This window comes from Mesorhizobium sp. HAY1-8B (assembly GCF_056868045.1).
In genome coordinates this window covers 1,681,233-1,698,699 of sequence record NZ_CP200321.1, presented here as the reverse complement: position 1 = coordinate 1,698,699, position 17,467 = coordinate 1,681,233, and the positions used below count along the sequence as shown (strand labels likewise).

The following is a 17,467-nucleotide window of genomic DNA, read 5'->3' as shown; positions in this document are numbered from 1 at the left end:
TTGGATCAGCGGGTGAGTTCTTGCATGGAACGATCGCCAACCGGCTGGCTTTCGCGCGAAAAATCATGGCGAAGCGTTGCGGCTTCCTGTTCCAGGCGCCGTGATCCCAAATGGCGGGCCGATCTCTCCGCCGCAGTGATTTCCACTTTCGCTCCGCTGATGTCGCCCGAACGCAGCAGGGCACTGGCGAGCTGCAGCCGAACCCTTGCCGCGTGATAGTCGACGCCTGCACTGGTCCAGAGCTGCCGGGCCAATAGCAGAAGCCGATTTCCGTTTGGGTCGCCTGGCTCGCAAAGTGCTGCCTTGGTTTCGGCTATCAATGCCTGCGTTGCCGGTTGCCGCCAGCGTTCTGGCTGCGCATCGATTTCTTTGAGATAGATTGACGCCTGGTCAGAGCGCCCGCCGCGTGCTGCAATGCAGGCCGCGTTCACCAACAGGTTTCCGCGTCGCTGCAGATGGAACCACGACGTCCCCTGCAGAGCCCGGTCGATTGCGGCAAGCGCCCCGTCCAGATCGCCGGTTTCGAATAGAAGCACAGCATTGCCCGGCTCCGCGTCCCAGCCGAGCGCATAAGCCTGATCGTAGTCGGCGCGCGCTGATTTAAGGTCGCCGATCATGGCGAAGATATCGCCGCGGACACGAAAGCCTTCGCCGAGCGACCAGGATTCCTCCAAGGAGAGCTTGGGCAGCGCTTCGTTTATGCAAGTCAGGGCTTCCGGCAATACCTGCTGCGCCGCGACCACTTCAGCGCGATGAAGGTCACACGCACCCGAGGTCTGCGCAAAACTTACGGTGCACCAACTTTCAAAGCCTTCGCTCCACTGGCGGGCACGAGGCCAATCGGCATATGTCCTGCAGCTCCAGAGGATATTGCAATAAACAAGGCTGCCGGTGATCGGGTCAACCTGGCTCGACAAGGCGATCGCCGCCGCATGATTCTGCTGCTCGCTGCCCTCCGCGATCTTGCCGAGGGCGAGATTGAAAAATCCCTTATACGTCAAAGTCAGAGCCCGCAGGCCGGGATCGTCGCAATTCTCAGCTATCGCGTGAGCGGCTGATGCCAGTCTCAGCGCTTCCTCAGGCCGGCCGCCGGAAGATGCCAGGCGTGACCTCATCCACAGCAGATATGCCTGCGTGCTATCGTCTTTTGACTGGGAAAGGAGCGACGCTGCACGTTCCAGCCATCCCTCGGCTACGGCACCTGATCCGCGCTCGGCCTGGATCTTTGCGAGTGTGATAGCGGACCTGGCGGCGCGGGCGAAGTCGCCAGCCTCGACATGAGCTGCCACCGCGCGGTTCAGCACGGGGATCGCCTCGGTTGGCCGCCCGCCACATTCGACGACCAGCGCCCAGAGATCGACGTCAGCAGGAGAGAGACCTTCATCGTCCGCCAAATTCGCAAAAAGTCTTGCAGCAGCGCTCCAATCGCGCAAGGCTGCCAGCTTGCGCGCCTTGGCAAGCGTGTCGTCCCCTTGCAGAGAGGCAGGCCGCGCGTAGCCCAGTCCCGGATCGTCGATGGCGAAGCGATAGCCGTGGCGAACGTAGCTGTGTATCGCGTCCTGCAGGCCGCCTGCCGCAAGCGCCTTGCGGGCGAGGCTGACCACGCGCTGAAGCGATGCTTCAGTCACGATGACATCCGGCCAGAGAGCGTCCATCAACTCGTCCTTGGGTACGACCCTGCCGGCGTTGCGCACCAAGTACACCAGCAAATCATAGACAAGCGGCTGGATTTTCTGCCCAACGCCGCTTAGCGACAGCTTGCGGGCAGCTTCATCAAGTTCGAATTGTCCGAATGCGTGATGCATCGACCCTTTCCAATGCAACAATGTACCTTATCAGTTTTGACTATGGGAGAGGCCTGGGCCGAAAGGTGGCAAGGCTTAAGCTGGGTCGGTAGCCAACGCAACTTTAGCCATAGCCCACCGAAAACTGGACAGTCCGCTCCCGGCCCCGTTGCCGCCGTGAAAAAGCTCAAGCGGCGCAATATCTCGTCTATTCCACGTTGCAAACTGCCGTTTAATGATGCTTTGTCGACGTTGGTGCCGGCCGCCTTCATGGCGACGCGGCAGCCCTACCGCAGACTCAACGGCAACCTCTGTCGCTATCTCGCCTAGGACGGCGAAGATCTCATGGCGGTCATCCCTAGGATTGATTGGCGATGATTGGTCCTCCCGGCTCCCGTGGCCGGCGCTTCTCCGCCCGTAAAGTGAGTGTTCAGGGCCCAGATGTGGTTCCTCGGTCTTGATCCAACACTTGGAATATTGGAGACGCGATGGTTTCATGGATGTCAGCACAGCTATCAACAGGTAAATTATTCTTTGTAATTTGTTAGTATTTCCTAAAGCAACGATATGGCCTCGTCTTCTACTCGCACGCATAACTTGATTCGGAGTGGATTATGACATCTGCGTTGCCGCCTAGATTGTTCATCGGTCTAGCGACGATGACCGGCTTGCAGGCGTGTGGTCTTTATACCCCGTTGAAGACAGCGTCCGAACCCGATCGGTTCACCGCTCTTGTCTGATGGAACCCCGAATTTATCACGCAACGGGATCTTCGAAAGCAGTATCATATCAAATATCCGATGCGAGGTCCGCAAAGGACTCTATCGCGCAAGCCAACTCAAAACTATGCCATATCTAGAGGACTGGGGACAATCATTACGCTTACGCTCACGTGGGATGAAGTGTCGACTGTTGCGCCTGGCCTATCGATAATACATCCGCTGAATAGCTGAGAAGAGTCCCTTAGCTCGCGCTCCAGAATTGAGACGAGGCCTGCTTCGCCCTCACCCGTAACGATGTAATCCACATCATCGAATTCGGAGAGAAACGTATCAGCCGAATTATTACCATCACTTCGCGACGGATTATGAGTCCCTAAGCGGCACCAATTTCCCACTTCTGGTTGTCGTCCCATATGCCGCAATTGGCACATGCACCACTGTCTGTGTGATGGCTCGCGCCGCGGCGATCCATATCCGCCATTGTCGCGACTCGGGTTTGGTGGGAAACTCGTGGGCCTCAGCATGGGAGGTCCGAAATGCCCAACACTTTCAAGACCGGAGACGTCGTCAAGCTGAAGTCGGGAGGGCCGAAGATGACGGTCAGCGATGGGGCCGCTTCCGGCATGTATCTCTGCCACTGGTTCAACAAGGAAGGCGACGTTTGGACGCCGCAGCATGCGGGTTTCAAACCCGACCAGTTGGTCGCCGCCGATCAACCTGCGTAATCCCTGCCCGTCCACCAGGAACGGTGGCCGGCCCGGCGTGAATGCAGGCGGCGCGGGAGGATGCGTCACGGCGGTCGCTCTTGGGAGCGACGTCGAGTCGGTATCGCAATCGAAGGTATCCGTACAGGCGACCGACGGATTTTCCCCATCTCGGCGTTTAACGGTTGAAGCGTGACCACGGTATGGGCCGTGGCCGACGCGCCAACCGGAGACGCCGAAGCATGATACGCCGTTCGATCCTTGCCGTTGCCTTGAGCCTGCTGACCGTCGCGGCTCTCGCCCAGACAGCGACACAGCCCCCGGCTGCCACGCCTCCGGCCGCCGCCCCCGCAGCGTCAAATGCCAAGTCTGAACTCACGCTGGCCAAGTTCCAGAAGCGGCGGGAGAAGGCGGTCATGGCCGCCGACACGGACGGTGACGGCAAGATCAGCCTCTTGGAATGGGAAGCCATTCAAGCCAAGCGCAACGTCAAGGGAGACGCCGCCAAATCCTTCGCCCGTATCGATTCCAATCATGACGGCTTCATCGATCGCGCCGAGCTCGATGCGTTCTTCGCCAAGCGTTTTGCCAGGCTGGACAAGAACGGCGACGGCGTTCTGACAGCCGATGAGATGCCAGGACACAAATCCGCTCCCAAGCCGGAGCAATGACCAAGAGGCTATGACGCGTGATGGATATCGGGAGTGCGCGAGCCGATGAGCGCCGATCCGGACGAGGAGCTGGTTCGTCGGGTCGGAGCTGGCGATCCCGCGGCGGTGCAGACGCTCGTCGCGCGCAAATTGCCGCGCATCCTTTCACTTGCCGTGCGCATGCTGGGCGACGCGGCGGAGGCCGAGGACGTCGCGCAGGAAACCTTCGTGCGCATCTGGCGTCATGCCTCCAGCTGGCGGCGCGGCAATGCACGCTTCGACAGCTGGATCCACCGGGTGACGCTCAACCTTTGCTACGACCGGTTGCGCCGGCGCCGCGAGGTGGTGACCGACAATCTGCCGGACATGGCCGACCCTGCCCCGCTTCCCGACGCCCGCGAAGAGCCACACCGCGTCGAGCAAGCCTTGCAGGCGATCGCGCCGCGCCAGCGCGAGGCGATCATCCTGGTCTACTATCAGGAGATGTCCAACATAGAGGCGGCCGCGACACTGGAGATCAGCGTCGACGCCCTGGAGAGCCTGCTTTCGCGCGGCCGTCGGTCCTTGCAGATGATTCTGGCCAGGGACGGCGTCCATGACTGAGAAAGGCGCGATCATGGATGCCGGACATTCATCGCGCCCCGCGGGCGCCCGGTGGGGCTGCCTCGTTTCCAACCCGCGTGGGCACGCGGCACCAAGGGGCAAGGGGAAAACACATGGCTGAAGACATCGAGGACGGCCCGGCAATGGATGCCAAGCGCTTCGCGGCGCTCGCCGAAGCCTATGGCGGCGATCTGCGGCGCTGGCCGCAAGCGGAGCGTGAGGCAGCCACCATTTTTGCTTCAACCGAGGCGGGCCTAGCCATTTCGCGGCATGCCGGCACGCTTGACGCCCTGCTTGACAGCTATGGCGTCCCGCACCCCGGCAAGACACTGCACGACACCATCCTGCGGACCGCCAGCCGGCACATCGTCCGGGGCCGGCATCAGCGGTTCTGGTGGCTCGGGCTGGGGTTGGCCGGCATTGGGCTCGCCGGCGCCATCGCCGGACTGGCCCTGGTGGCCGTCGTTACGCCGGAGGTTCAGCCCGACCACTATGTGCTCGACGCCAACGCGACGGCCTTCGGCGACGCCGGACCCGACACGATCGAGGAAGACCTATGAGCACCGGCCGTAACCTCCTCATCGCGTCGGTGGTGGTGAATGTCTTCCTGGCCGGTGCGCTTGCCGGCGGAGCCGTCTGGATAAGAAGCGGCAAGCCGGCCCAGGGCTATTCGCTGGAAGCGGCCGGGGGCCGCCTGCCCGACCAGCAGCGTACGCTGTTCCGCAAGGCGTTGCGCGAAGTCCGCCAAGAGTCGCGCGAAATCATTCGCGACGGCCAGCAGGCGAGGCGCGAGGCGGCGGATTTGCTGCGGCAGCCCGTCCTCGACACGGCGGCCCTGTCGGCCGCCCTGGAGCGGGCCCGCAATGCCGACGTCACCGTGCGCACGCGGCTTGAGCAGCGCATCGTCGAGTTCGCGGCAGCAGCGTCCACCGAGGATCGCAACATGCTGGCCGAGGGCCTCGCGAGACGCAGCGGGACGCAGCCATCGGCCAAGCCAAAAAAATCGCCGTGACGACCGACGGAAATGCCGATGGCGCCCGTTTAACGAGATGAAGGGCAGGATCTGCCGGACCATCTGGCGCCGACAGTTTCAACCTCGGACAACTTCGGAGTTTGGCCATGAACTATCTGGCAAAATACGCGATCACCGCCGCTCTCGCGGTGACCGGAACGGCTGCGACCGTTGCGGCGTCCTCGGCGATGCCGCTGGCGCCGCTTGCCGCCCCGGCGGTGGTGGAGCAAGTCGCCTGGGGTTGCGGCCCCGGCTGGCACCCCAATCCCTGGGGGCGTTGCGTCCCCAATCGCGTGGTGGTCTATCCCCGCTATCACTACTGGCACGGCCCGGCTTATTACGCCTGGCATCCGCACCGCCACTGGCACCGCTGGCATCGCTGGTAAGGGCCATGGGGCCGCCCACCGCGCCGGCTCCATGATCCCAGCTGAGCAGGCACGAACCGGCTCGAATGGGCTTCAGGCGCTGCTCGCCGGAAGCCCCAGCAATGGAGAGCTGACTTGGCTATCCCGGCCTCCAATTCCCCGCCAGATCCGACCCTCGTCGCTTGCAACCGCTTCGGGCTCGGGGCAAGGCCCGGCGACCGCGACAGGATTGCCGGCGACCCGCGCGGCTATCTGAAGGCGGAACTGCGGCAACTCGACATCGCCCTGATCCCGCTTGACGATCCGGCCTATGCGGGCCTGCTGGGCAGCACACCGGCTATTCAGGCCAGCATGGCGGCAAATGTCCAGCGCAGGCTCGAGCGCGAGCGCATGGCTGCGGCACAGCCGGCGATGGCAACGGCGAGCATCCAGAACATGCCTGCCCAAGCCGCGCCGGCCCAGCCCGTCCAACCCATGCCGTCGCCCGCGGCGCCGCCAAAGCCAGCCGTTCCGCCGGTCGAGGCCACGCTGTTCCGCGCCGAAGCCCAGGCGCGCTTCGACAAGGCTCTGCGGGCCGATGCCGGCTTTGTCGAACGTCTGGTCTATTTCTGGTCGAACCATTTCTGCGTTTCCGTGGCGAAGGACAACGTCGTGCGGGCGAGCGCCGGTGCCTTCGAACGGGAAGCGATCCGCCCTTTCGTGCTCGGCCGTTTCGCCGACATGCTGACGGCCGTGGAGCGGCATCCGGCGATGCTGTTCTATCTCGACAACCAGCAGTCGATCGGCCCGGATTCCCGCGCCGGCAAGAACCGCCAGCGCGGCCTCAACGAGAACCTCGCCCGCGAGATCATGGAACTGCATACGCTCGGCGTCGGCAGCGGCTATACCCAAGCCGATGTCACCAGCTTTGCGCGCATCCTGACCGGCTGGACGATGGCCGGGCGTGAAGGTCGGCTGGGTGAACCCGGCAGTTCCGTCTTCAACGCCAATGCGCATGAGCCGGGCGACGCGGTGCTGCTCGGCAAGACCTATCCGGCCGGGGGCATGGCTCAGGCCGAGGCGGCACTCAACGACATCGCCGGCCACCCGGCGACGGCGCGGCACATCGCCACCGAGCTTGTCCGCCATTTCATATCCGACGATCCGCCGCCGGCCGCGGTGGCGCGGCTGGCCAAGGTTTTCGCCAAGAGCGACGGCAATCTCAGGGCATTGGCCACGACCCTCATCGATATGCCGGAGGCCTGGTCGACGCCACTGGCCAAGATGCGCTCGCCGTTAGACTACATTGCCGCCATCCGGCGGGCGGTCGGCCCGGGTCCGGCGAACGATCCGGGCCAATCGCTCAACTGGCTTAACGTGCTGGGCGAGCCGCTCTGGCAGCCACCGGGGCCGAACGGCTTCTCCGACCAGGCGGACAGCTGGGCGTCGGCGGAAGGCATGAAGGTCCGCCTCGACATCGCCTGGCAGGCGGCCCGCCAGGTCAAGGACATAGGCAATCCCAACGACATGCTCGACGCCGCCATTGGGCCTTCCGCCTCGCCGGAGACGCGGCAGGCGATCGCCCGCGCCGAGTCCAAGCAGCAAGGCCTGGCGCTGCTGCTGATGGCGCCCGAATTCCAGAGACGATAGCTCGAGCGATAGATCCGGCGCCGACAACTCCCATGGAGACCAAGCCATGAGCCTGCTGTGTGAAACCCCTCATCCCTCCCGCCGTGCCGTGCTGATGACCGGCGGCGCGCTGTTTGCCTGGGCCTATCTGCCCCGCTTCGCTCGCGCCGCCGACAATCGCGACCCACGCCTGATCGTCATCGTCCTGCGCGGCGCGCTCGACGGCCTGTCAGCGGTCGGCCCGGTCGGCGATCCCGACTATGCGGGCCTGCATGGCGACATCGCTTTGTCGCTCACCGGCTCGCACGCGGCGCTGCCGCTCGATGGTTTCTTCGTGGTCAATCCGGCGATGCCGGTGTTCGCGCGGCTGTTCAAGGCAAGCCAGGCGGCGGTGGTGCATGCGGCCGCGACGGGCTATCGCGAACGCTCGCATTTCGACGGGCAGGATGTGCTGGAAAGCGGTTTTGCCGGACCCGGCCATGTCGCCACCGGATGGCTCAACCGGGCGCTGGAAAGCCTGCCGGCGGGCGATCGCGTGGCCGCGCTTGGTGGTCTCGCCGTCGGCCCGTCGACGCCGCTGGTGATCCGTGGTGCCGCCCCCGTGCTCGGCTGGGCGCCGCAATCCCTGCCGGAGCCGGCCGGCGACCTCGCAGCGCGGGTTCTCGATCTCTACCAGCATCGCGATCCGGTGCTGGCGGTGGCGCTGCAAAAAGGCCTCGATGCCGACCGCATGGCGCTGGACGACCAGATGGGTGCCAAGGCGATGAAACCGAAGGGCGGCCTCGACAGCGCCGCCGGCATGCGGCAGGCCGCGCAAGGCGCCGCCAAGCTGATCGCGGCCGATGACGGTCCGCGTGTCGCCGCACTGGCCTTTGACGGCTGGGACACGCATGTCAACGAAGGCGGCGCGACAGGCCGGCTCGCCACGCTGCTCGGCGGCCTCGACGGCGCCTTCGAGGAGTTCGAGAAGGGCCTGGGCGAACGCTGGAAGGACACGGCGATCGTCGCCATCACCGAGTTCGGGCGCACGGCACAGATCAACGGCACGGTCGGCACCGATCACGGCACCGGCACGGTGGTGCTGCTCGCCGGCGGCGCGATCAAGGGCGGCCGCGTCATCGCCGACTGGCCGGGATTGAAGCCGGCTCAGCTTTACCAACAGCGCGACCTCGCCCCGACCAGCGATGTCAGGGCGGTGCTGAAGGGGTTGCTCGCCGACCAGTTCGGCCTTTCCGCAACCGTGCTCGGCGACAAGGTGTTTCCGGAGTCCACGCAAGTGAAGCCGATGCGAGATCTCGTCGCCTGATGGCCTGAACGAAAGACACCCGCGCCGTTTCCGGAGCGGGTATTTCGGTCGCCCGTCCGATCGCTCGAGGGATCACCAGCCCCAATAGCCGGGGTGCCAACGGTGATGGGCCCAGAAGCCGGGATGCCAATGGCGCGCCGGCCGGATCATCATGCGGCGGTTCGGCACGCAATTGCCCCAACGGTTCATGTGCCAGCCGGGACCGCAGCGCCAGCCGACCGTTTCGATCGGCGCCGGCGCGGCACTCGGCCTGGCCATCGGCATGGCCTGCAAGCCGGCGCCGGACAGCATCAAAGTGCCGGCCGCCAGTGCAAAGGGCAGCAAGTATCTTGTGAACATGTGTTGTCTCCGTGGTTTCGTCCCTAACCACCGTGAAACGCGGCACACGGCCGAAACCCGTCGCAGCGAGACGGATCACATCTTCGTTAGATCTCTACAGCGTTCCGAATTCAGCACACGGTGCCTCGCGATTCATACCGGCCGCCCGCCGAAAGCTTCGATCGGCGGCGGCGTGGCTTCGTCATTGACAGGGCAGGCCCCCACCTCTGATAGGGCAGGCCCCACCTTTGCAGCTTGGCAGATTGATCCAGATCAATGAGCGATGACAGGTCCGCGCTAGGGTTGATGGAAACCAATTGACAGAAATGCTCAGGCTGAAGGCCATGTAAGACCAGGAGATCACGCCGATGATGATCCGCACGCTCTCTACTTTGGAATGCACGAAATTGCTGGCGGCCAACCGCACGGGCCATCTGGCATGCGCGAAGGACGGACAACCCTACGTCGTGTCCTTCAACTACGCCTACGCCGACAGTCACCTCTATGCATTCTCCTTGCTGGGTAAGAAGATCGACTGGATGCGGGCCAATACCCTGGTGTGCGCCCAAGTGGAAGAACATACAGAGGGGCGCGGATGGAGAAGCGTGATTGTCGACGGCCGCTATGAGGAACTGACGGACCGGATCGGCCACAAGGTTCAACGGGACCATGCATGGTCGGTGTTGAGCACGCACGTGGACTGGTGGGAGCCTGGTGCTCTCAAGCCTGTCACGCCTCTGATGTCAGACAGCTTGCCGCACGTCTTTTTCCGGATCCTTGTCGAAAAAGTTTCTGGACGGGAAGCAAGCGAATAGGTCTTGTCCACCGTTCGATGCTTGCATCCGGCGCCGCCTCGCGCAGGCGCCGGATCCGGCCGATGGCGGCATCGCGACGTTGGACGGAATCGAGCGTCGACAGCATGTGGTCGAATTTCGACTGGGCACGGGGCATGGGTGTCGCTGTTGGCCTTTGATCACGCTGCCTCGACCTTGGCGACCGGCACATCCTCCCCACGTACCAGTTTGGTCACGCCGGCAAAATCGAGCTTGCCGGAGCCCAGCACCGGCACTTTCTGGACGACGCGCACTTCGGCGGGCACCATGAGGTCCATGGCACCGTTCGCCTTGGCGAAGGCCAGGAACTCGGCACGTGTGGCGCCGGGGACTTCGGTGATGAGAATGAGCTTCTCGCCCTTGCGCGCATCCGCCACAGCCGCGACGGCCGACAACGAGCCCTTCCACAATTCACCCGCCAGCGCTTCGACGGCGGCGAGCGAAATCATCTCGCCACCGATCTTGGCGAAACGCTTGGCGCGGCCGCGAATGGTGATGAACCCTCCGTCGTCGACCGAGACGACGTCACCGGTGTCATGCCAGCCATCCGGCAGCGGTTCGAGCACGCCCGGCTTCTCGGCGCGCAGATAACCCGCCATCACGTTGGGCCCACGGACATGCAGCCGGCCGCCATCGTCGACACCGGGCACCGGATCGAGACGATACTCCATGCCGGGCATGACCTTGCCGACACTGCCGGAGCGGTTGTACATCGGCGTGTTGATGGAGATCACCGGTGCGGTCTCGGTGACGCCATAGCCTTCCAGGATACGCACGCCGAACTTCTCCATATAGGTCATGCGCGTGGACGCCTTGACCGGTTCCGCGCCGGCAAAGCAATAGCGTATCGATCGGAAGTCGTACGGGTGCGCGGTCCGCGCATAGCCGCTGAGGAACGTGTCGGTGCCGAAGATGATCGTCGCGTTGGATGCGTAGATCAGTTCCGGCACGATGCGGTAGTGCAGCGGCGATGGGTAGAAATAGACCGGCACGCCCGAAATCAGCGGCAGCACCGTGCCGGCCGTCATGCCGAAGGAATGGAAGATCGGCAGCACGTTGAACACCTTGTCGCCCGAGTGGAAGTCGATGCGCGAGGCCGCCTGCGCGGCGTTGGCCAGAATGTTGCGGTGAGTGAGCACGACGCCCTTCGGCGTGCCTTCCGAACCCGAAGTGAACAGGATTACCGCCGGGTCGTTGGGCTTGCGCGGCGCGCGCGGCGTCGACTTGCGCAGCAGGCCGAGCAGCTTGTCCTTGAGACCGATCGTCTTGCGCAAATCGTCGAGCCAGACGATATCGATCGAGCGGCCGATTTCCTCGACCACCGCGCCGAGCTTTGCCTGCTCGACAAACGCGCGGGAAGTGAGCACCGTGCGCACCTCGGCGGCCTTGCAGGCGGACAGGATATTGGCGGCACCCGCGGTGAAGTTGATCATCGCCGGTACCTTGCCCGCCGACATCACGCCAAGCAGCGTCGCGCATGAGCCGTTGGCGTTGGGCAGCATGACGCCGAGCGTCTGCTGATCGGCATAGAGGTTCTCGAATTTCTCGCCAAGCACGGCGGCCGCCGTCAGCAGCTTGCCATAGCTTAGCGAGCCGGTGACCGGATCCTGCACGGCGAGCCGTTTCATGCCGCGTTCGTTCGCGGTCAGGATGATCTTTTCCAGGACCGTCCTGTCGATGTCCTGGGTGCGGAAGACGAGATCCGACATGACCTGATAGAGGGCGGCACCCGCCGCGGCGCGGCGCTGGCGGCCTTTCAGCTCGGGCGGCACTTCCAGCTTGACCGGCTCCAGAATGGTCACCTTGACCTTCGGGAACAGGCGGCGGCGCACATGCTGCGACGTCAGCCGGGAGAACGGGCTTTTCTCCAACCCGTCGATGCGGATCGGCACGACCATCGAGCCGGTCTTGTCGGCCACCATGGCGGCGCCGTCATAGACCTTCATCAGCCCGCCGGTGACGGTGATGCGGCCTTCGGGGAAGATGACCAGCGGATCGCCGCCCTGCACGATCTTGATCAGCGTGCGGGTCGACATCGGCTTGGCCGGATTGAGCGGCAAAGCGCGGGCGAGCTTCATGAACGGCTTCATCCACCAGGCCTGGGCAATGGCGTAGTCGATGGCGAAGACCGGCTCCTCATCGGTCAGCGTCAAGGCGAGCGGACCGTCGAGGAAGCTGACATGGTTGAGCGCCAGGATCGGCGCCTTGCCGGCCGCCTTGAGGTTCTCCATCCCTTCGACCTCCAGGCGCAGGAAGGCGCGGAACAGGATGGAGACGAAGTCGCGGAACGCGTTGGTCGGCAGGAATTTCAGCATCAGCCAGGCTGCAATGGCATTGGCTACGGCCAAGCCGAAAAGGATGCCGCCGGTGGAGACTTTCGTCTGGATCACGGCGACAACAATGCCGCCGACCGTCATGAAGCCGGCATTGACGATGCTGACGGCGGCGACGACGCGGGCGCGGCGCGCTTCGGGCGACCAGGCCTGCACGGCGGCGAAGGTCGGCACGACGAGGAAGGCGCTGGCGATGGCCATGCCGGCGAGGTCGATCGCGACACGGATCGTGTTTGGCCCGGCGAAGAACAGGGCAAGGGTCTCGGCCCTCGGCGAAGGCTGCATGCTCCAGATGGTCCAGGCCAGATGCAGGCCGAACAGCGCCAGCAGAGCCGTGCCGACCGGCGCGGGCAGCAGCACGATGCGCCCCTGCGACATCCAGGCGGCAATGGCCGAGCCGATGGCGATCGAGACGGCAAAGACCGCGAGATAGACGGTGACGGCGATCTCGTTGCCACCGAGCGAATCCTTGATCAAGGTCGGCAGGATCGAAAGCACGATGGCGCCGATGAGCCAGAACCACGAAGTCATCAGGCCGGCGCGCCAGATGCGCTTGTCGGTGCGCAATTCGCTGACCTGGCGCCAGGTCGAGCGGAAGATGTTCTTGTCGATGACAAGGTCGGGCGCCGCGGAACCCGTGGACGGAATGTAGCGGCTGACAAACCAGCAGCCGACCGCCAAGGCCATCATGATCGGCCCGAACACCGTGACGCCAATGCCATCGGCCGAGACGACGCCGCCGGCAATGGTGCCGCCGAGGATGGCGGCAAAAGTGGCCGACTCGATCCAGGCGTTGGCCTTGGGCAGTTCCTTGCGCTCGAGGTGATCAGGCAGGATGCCGTATTTGATCGGCCCGAACAGCGCCGAGATGATGCCGAACATCAGCAACGCCGTCATCAGCACCGGGATCGACGACAGCGCGATGCCGGCGACAGAGACAGCCGCGGCGGCGATCTCGACGAATTTGAGCCGCCGGGCGATGAGGGCCTTGTCGAAGCGGTCGGCGATCTCGCCGCCAAGCGCGGACAACAACAGGAAGGGCGCCATGAAGACGGCCCCTGCCAAAGTGACCAACGAAGCCGCCTGATCGGCGGCCAGCGTGAAGAGAATCAGGAACACCAGGGTGTTCTTGAGGAAATTGTCATTGAAGGCGGACAGGAACTGCGTCCAGAACAGGGGCGCAAAGCGCCGGGACAACATCAGATGCGTGTTCATGGCGATTTCCATTTGGCGGAACCCTACGACGGCGTGCCGGTGGGCCCTGCGGGGTTGCAGGCGCTGTTTCAATCTCAGTGATATCAGTGAGCTGATTAAACTTCCTTACTGCGCTTGATGCTCATCCGTGGCTTTCGACGCGGAAATGAACATCGTTCACAACCGAAGTCTATCATTTTTTGAACAGCGTTCAAGCGAAAAATGAACAACGTTCACCGCAACTGGAAGCAGCGACGGCGGCCAGCGGCGTTTGTAAGGGGTCAGGGCGCCCCAGTTGCCGGGCCTGCTCCGAGCGTCGCCACTGTCTTCAGCGCACCGTCGAGCATATCGCCCTTCTCGTCCTTGAGGGCCGCCTCGCGCAGGCGGCGGATCCAGTCGGCGGCATCGGCTCGGCCCTTGAGCATGGGAAGCGCCGACAGCACGCGGTCGAATTTCGACTGGGCGCGGACATGGGTGTCGCTGTAGCCCTTGATCAGCCGGCGACAGTTGAGGATTTCGACGGCGAGCGCATGGTCCTGGGACACATGGGCGAGCGCCAGCGCGTACCAGCGATCGAGATGGCTCATCTCGACCTTGTGGCGCAGCAGGCTGCGGCGCCAGCGGCGCAGGCCGCCGATGAACCAGAGGGCCGCAAAGCCGGCAAAGCTGTCGGTGCGGATGCGGCGGCCATGGTTGATGCGCCGGTCGAGAAAGGCGGCGAGCTTCGGCCGGTTCTCAATGTAGCTGCCGAGCCCCGTCGGCAGTGTGCCGCAGAACTCTTCGATGCGCGGATGGAAATATTCGGTCACCTGCAGGACCGAGCCCTCCTTGAGGCCAACCTCCTTGCGCACACGCCGATCACGGGTCGAACGCGTCTTCAGATCGGCAACGCGGATCATGTCGTCATAGCAGAGCGCGTTGGCGAGATGCTTGGCGGCGGCGATGGACAGCGCATGGGCATGGTCGGCGCTATCCAGCGCGACGGCCTTGTCCAGCCGGTCAAGATACTCGCCACCATAGGCGATGTCCTGATAGTCGACGACCTTCCTCAGGCCCCGTAGCGCCATGTCGCGCACGGCGACGGGCATCAGGTCGATGCGAGCGGCGAGCACCTGCCAGCCCTGCAGCAGGCTTTGCGGGCCGGTCACGCGCCCCGCACCCAATGCGGATTCGACAATCACAGGCTCCGCCTGTTTTGGCGCAGATCCGGCCGTGCCGCGCGCGCGGTCAAACGCGGCGCCAAAGGCGACAAGACTCGCCTTGACGCCACGGCCCCCGGCGCCAATCGCCTGTTCATAGCTTTCGCGCGTGAACGGCAGCGCGTCTGACCCCGCCAGCGCGCCAAGCAGGCTGGCCGAGATCATCGAACCGTTGTCGGCGGCGATCTTTTCCATGTCGAAAGCGATGAAGCGCTTCGATGCGGCCTCCGCTGTCGCATGCACCTTGGAGGACGAGGCTCGGCCATCCCCCGGCTCGATTTTTTCCGACACGGCGGCGATGCGATGCGACGAGGCGATCAGTGTCGTGCGCTCGGGCGTGACGAAGCCGCGGATGATGGCGCGGCCGGCCTCCATCAATTCGGCGGCGATCAGGATGTCGACATCGCCTTGCGAGGGCGACAGTGCGAAGACCGGCAGCCGGCCGGTGTCGCGGGCCATCTCGACATAGTAGATCGTCGCGCCGGTGCGCTGGGCGACGCCGGCGACCGAGGTCGATTGCGCGACATAGCCATTGCGCTCGGCGACGCCGGTGATCCAGTCGGCCAGCACACCGCCGCCCTGGCCACCGACCGCCAGCACGGCGAGCTTGATGACGCGCTCGTTGTCCTGGGCGCTGGCCTTGGCGCGAAGTGGCGGGACAGCGTCAAGCATCGGAGAAAGTCAGGCGCCGGCTTTCGCGGCGGCGCTGCAACAGGCTGATCACGGCGCGGCGCGCGCTTTCCAGGAAGCGGTCCCAACGGCTCGGATTGTGCACGACGTCGGCACGATAGAAGGACGGGCAGAGCACCGCCGCATCGGCGACCTCGCCGCAATTGCCGCATCCGACGCAGTTCTGGTCGATGGACGCCACCGGATCGTCGCGCAGCGGATCGTCGAGCGACTTGACCGACAGCGACGGGCAGCCGGACAGCCGCATGCAGGCATGGTCGCCGGTGCAGATGTCCTCGTCGACGCCGAATTTCGGTTTCACGACCCTTGTCCCGCCCTTGATCGCCTTGTCGACCAGCGGCTTTTCGCGGCGCTGGCGGTTGAGCATGCATTCGGACGAGGCGACGATGACCTTCGGCCCCTTCTCCTCCGTCGTCAGCGCCTCGCGCAGCGCGGCTTGCATCTTGCCGACATCGTAGGTGCGGTCGACATGACGCAGCCATTTGACGCCCATGCCCTTCACCGCTTCGGTGATCGGATGTTTTGTCGACTTGGTCTTGTTGCCCGCGCGCGACGACAGGATGTCCTGTCCACCGGTGGCGGCCGAATAGAAATTGTCGACGATGACGATGACGCCGTCATTCTTGTTGAACACGGCATTGCCGATCGAGGAGGTCAGGCCGTTGTGCCAGAAGCCGCCATCGCCGACGAAGGAGATCGAGCGGCGCTTGGCGTCGGGCGAATTGAACGCCGAGGCCGAGGCCGGGCCGAGACCATAGCCCATCGTGGTGGCGCCGAGTTCGAAAGGCGGCATGATCGAGAACAGATGGCAGCCTATGTCGGAGGCGATGTGGTGCTTGCCGAGTTCCTGCTCGACCAGTTTGGTCGCGGCGAAGATCGGCCGCTCCGGGCAGCCGATGCAGAAGCCCGGCGGGCGGCCCGGCACGACGTTGACGAGGTCCGCGGTGTCGACGCCATCGCCGACCTTGTTGGGCGCGCGCACTTCACCTGGGAGCAGATGCGGCGCCTCGGCGCGCAGGAACGTGCCGATGCGTCGAGCATGACCTGGCCGGTGTATTCGCCGGCCATCGGCAGATGCTCCTTGCCGACCAGCCTGGTGCCGCGCCCGGCCTTGTGCAGCATCGAAGCAAAAGCCTGTTCGATGTAGTTGGGCTGGCCTTCCTCGACGACGAGCACCGACTGCTTGCCCTCGCAGAAGGACAGGAACTCGTCATCGATCAGGGGATAGACGGCGTTGAGCACGTAGAGCGGCACGTCGGTGTCGCCATAGGTGTCGGCAAGACCGAGACGCTGCAAGGCACGGATGACCGAATTGTACATGCCGCCCTGCATGACGATGCCTACCGAGCCGTGGTCCGACCCGAAGAATTCGTTGATCTTGTTCTTGGCGATGAAATCCACCGCCGCCGGCCAGCGCTTTGCCACCTTCTCCTTCTCATGCAGGAAGGAAGCGGGCGGCAGCACGATGCGGCCGGTGTCGCGGCGCGGTGCTTCCAACGCATCGGCCACCGTCATCGGCGGGCGCTTGTTGTCCTTGGCGATGAAATGGCCGTGGACGTGGCAGCAGCGGATGCGTACCTGCAGCATGACCGGCGTGTTGGAAATCTCGGACAGCTCGAAGCCGTCCTCCACCGCCTTGACGATCGACGGCAGGTTCGGACGCGGGTCGAGCAGCCAGACCTGGCTCTTCATGGCAAAGGCATGGCTGCGCTCCTGCATGATCGAGGAGCCCTCGCCATAGTCCTCGCCGACGATGATCAGCGCGCCACCGGTGACGCCGCCAGACGCGAGGTTGGCGAGCGCGTCGGAGGCGACGTTGGTGCCGACGGTCGACTTGAAGGTCGCCGCGCCGCGGATCGGATAGTGCACCGAGGCGGCCAGCATGGCGGTGGCGGTCGCTTCCGAGGCGCTGGCCTCGAAATGCACGCCGAGCTCGCCCAGAATGTCTTGCGCGTCGGCCAGCACATCCATCAGATGGCTGATCGGCGCGCCCTGATAGCCGCCGACATAGCCAACGCCGCATTGCAGCAGCGCCTTGGTGATGGCGAGGATGCCTTCGCCGGCGAATTCCTCGCCTGCGCCGAGCCTGAGTTTCTCGACTTCCTTGGCAAAAGACCGTTCGGCCATTTCTTCAATCCTTCCGTTA

The 17,467-nt window shown here is 64.2% G+C and carries 13 protein-coding genes and 1 pseudogene; 9 read left to right on the top strand and 5 right to left on the bottom strand.

All coding sequences use genetic code 11. The features are described 5' to 3' along the window. Window positions 1-5: 5 nt before the first annotated feature. Window positions 6-1,805, bottom strand: a complete 1,800-nt coding sequence (locus tag AC1VON_RS08270) for a winged helix-turn-helix domain-containing protein (protein WP_483121448.1) — start codon at window positions 1,803-1,805, stop codon at window positions 6-8. A 1,237-nt stretch (window positions 1,806-3,042) separates the two neighbouring features. Here AC1VON_RS08270 and AC1VON_RS08265 point away from each other — a divergent pair. The 8 genes from AC1VON_RS08265 to AC1VON_RS08230 all read left to right on the top strand — a co-directional run bounded on the left by AC1VON_RS08265 (window position 3,043) and on the right by AC1VON_RS08230 (window position 8,754). Beyond that, complete coding sequence (locus tag AC1VON_RS08265; protein ID WP_172347113.1) at window positions 3,043-3,231, top strand: YodC family protein; 189 nt, start codon at window positions 3,043-3,045, stop codon at window positions 3,229-3,231. A gap of 221 nt (window positions 3,232-3,452) precedes the next feature. Beyond that, window positions 3,453-3,881: an EF-hand domain-containing protein gene (locus tag AC1VON_RS08260; protein ID WP_483121447.1), complete on the top strand. Its 429-nt coding sequence runs from the start codon at window positions 3,453-3,455 to the stop codon at window positions 3,879-3,881. 45 nt (window positions 3,882-3,926) lie between these two features. Beyond that, window positions 3,927-4,463, top strand: coding sequence for an RNA polymerase sigma factor (locus tag AC1VON_RS08255; RefSeq protein ID WP_172347115.1), 537 nt, complete (start codon window positions 3,927-3,929; stop codon window positions 4,461-4,463). Window positions 4,464-4,576: 113 nt separating this feature from the next. After that, complete coding sequence (locus AC1VON_RS08250) at window positions 4,577-5,023, top strand: hypothetical protein (RefSeq protein WP_483121445.1); 447 nt, start codon at window positions 4,577-4,579, stop codon at window positions 5,021-5,023. Next, on the top strand, window positions 5,020-5,475 hold the full coding sequence (locus AC1VON_RS08245; protein ID WP_172347117.1) for a periplasmic heavy metal sensor: 456 nt from the start codon (window positions 5,020-5,022) through the stop codon (window positions 5,473-5,475). The genes AC1VON_RS08250 and AC1VON_RS08245 overlap by 4 nt, the downstream gene beginning before the upstream one ends. Before the next feature lie 107 nt (window positions 5,476-5,582). Next, window positions 5,583-5,861, top strand: coding sequence for a GCG_CRPN prefix-to-repeats domain-containing protein (locus AC1VON_RS08240; protein WP_172347118.1), 279 nt, complete (start codon window positions 5,583-5,585; stop codon window positions 5,859-5,861). A gap of 114 nt (window positions 5,862-5,975) precedes the next feature. Further along, complete coding sequence (locus AC1VON_RS08235) at window positions 5,976-7,469, top strand: DUF1800 domain-containing protein (protein ID WP_483121443.1); 1,494 nt, start codon at window positions 5,976-5,978, stop codon at window positions 7,467-7,469. Window positions 7,470-7,515: 46 nt separating this feature from the next. Then, window positions 7,516-8,754: a DUF1501 domain-containing protein gene (locus AC1VON_RS08230; RefSeq protein ID WP_172347120.1), complete on the top strand. Its 1,239-nt coding sequence runs from the start codon at window positions 7,516-7,518 to the stop codon at window positions 8,752-8,754. A gap of 72 nt (window positions 8,755-8,826) precedes the next feature. Here the strand turns inward: AC1VON_RS08230 and AC1VON_RS08225 are convergent, their stop codons facing one another. Continuing rightward, window positions 8,827-9,093: a GCG_CRPN prefix-to-repeats domain-containing protein gene (locus AC1VON_RS08225; protein ID WP_172347121.1), complete on the bottom strand. Its 267-nt coding sequence runs from the start codon at window positions 9,091-9,093 to the stop codon at window positions 8,827-8,829. 347 nt (window positions 9,094-9,440) lie between these two features. Between AC1VON_RS08225 and AC1VON_RS08220 the strand changes: the two genes are divergently transcribed. Next, window positions 9,441-9,887, top strand: coding sequence for a pyridoxamine 5'-phosphate oxidase family protein (locus AC1VON_RS08220; RefSeq protein WP_172347122.1), 447 nt, complete (start codon window positions 9,441-9,443; stop codon window positions 9,885-9,887). A gap of 158 nt (window positions 9,888-10,045) precedes the next feature. On the opposite strand, the gene AC1VON_RS08215 is transcribed toward AC1VON_RS08220, so the two are convergent. The 3 genes and pseudogenes from AC1VON_RS08215 to AC1VON_RS08205 form a co-directional block, all read right to left on the bottom strand. Continuing rightward, a complete protein-coding gene (locus tag AC1VON_RS08215; RefSeq protein WP_483121441.1) occupies window positions 10,046-13,453 on the bottom strand; it encodes an acyl-[ACP]--phospholipid O-acyltransferase in 3,408 nt (1,135 codons plus the stop codon). Between the two features lie 260 nt (window positions 13,454-13,713). Then, window positions 13,714-15,303 carry an indolepyruvate oxidoreductase subunit beta family protein gene (locus tag AC1VON_RS08210; protein ID WP_483121439.1) on the bottom strand — a complete coding sequence of 530 codons (1,590 nt, stop codon included), beginning with the start codon at window positions 15,301-15,303 and terminating at the stop codon, window positions 13,714-13,716. Further along, window positions 15,296-17,448: pseudogene (locus AC1VON_RS08205) on the bottom strand (thiamine pyrophosphate-dependent enzyme). The gene AC1VON_RS08210 and the pseudogene AC1VON_RS08205 overlap by 8 nt, the downstream one beginning before the upstream one ends. Between the last annotated feature and the right edge of the window lie 19 nt (window positions 17,449-17,467).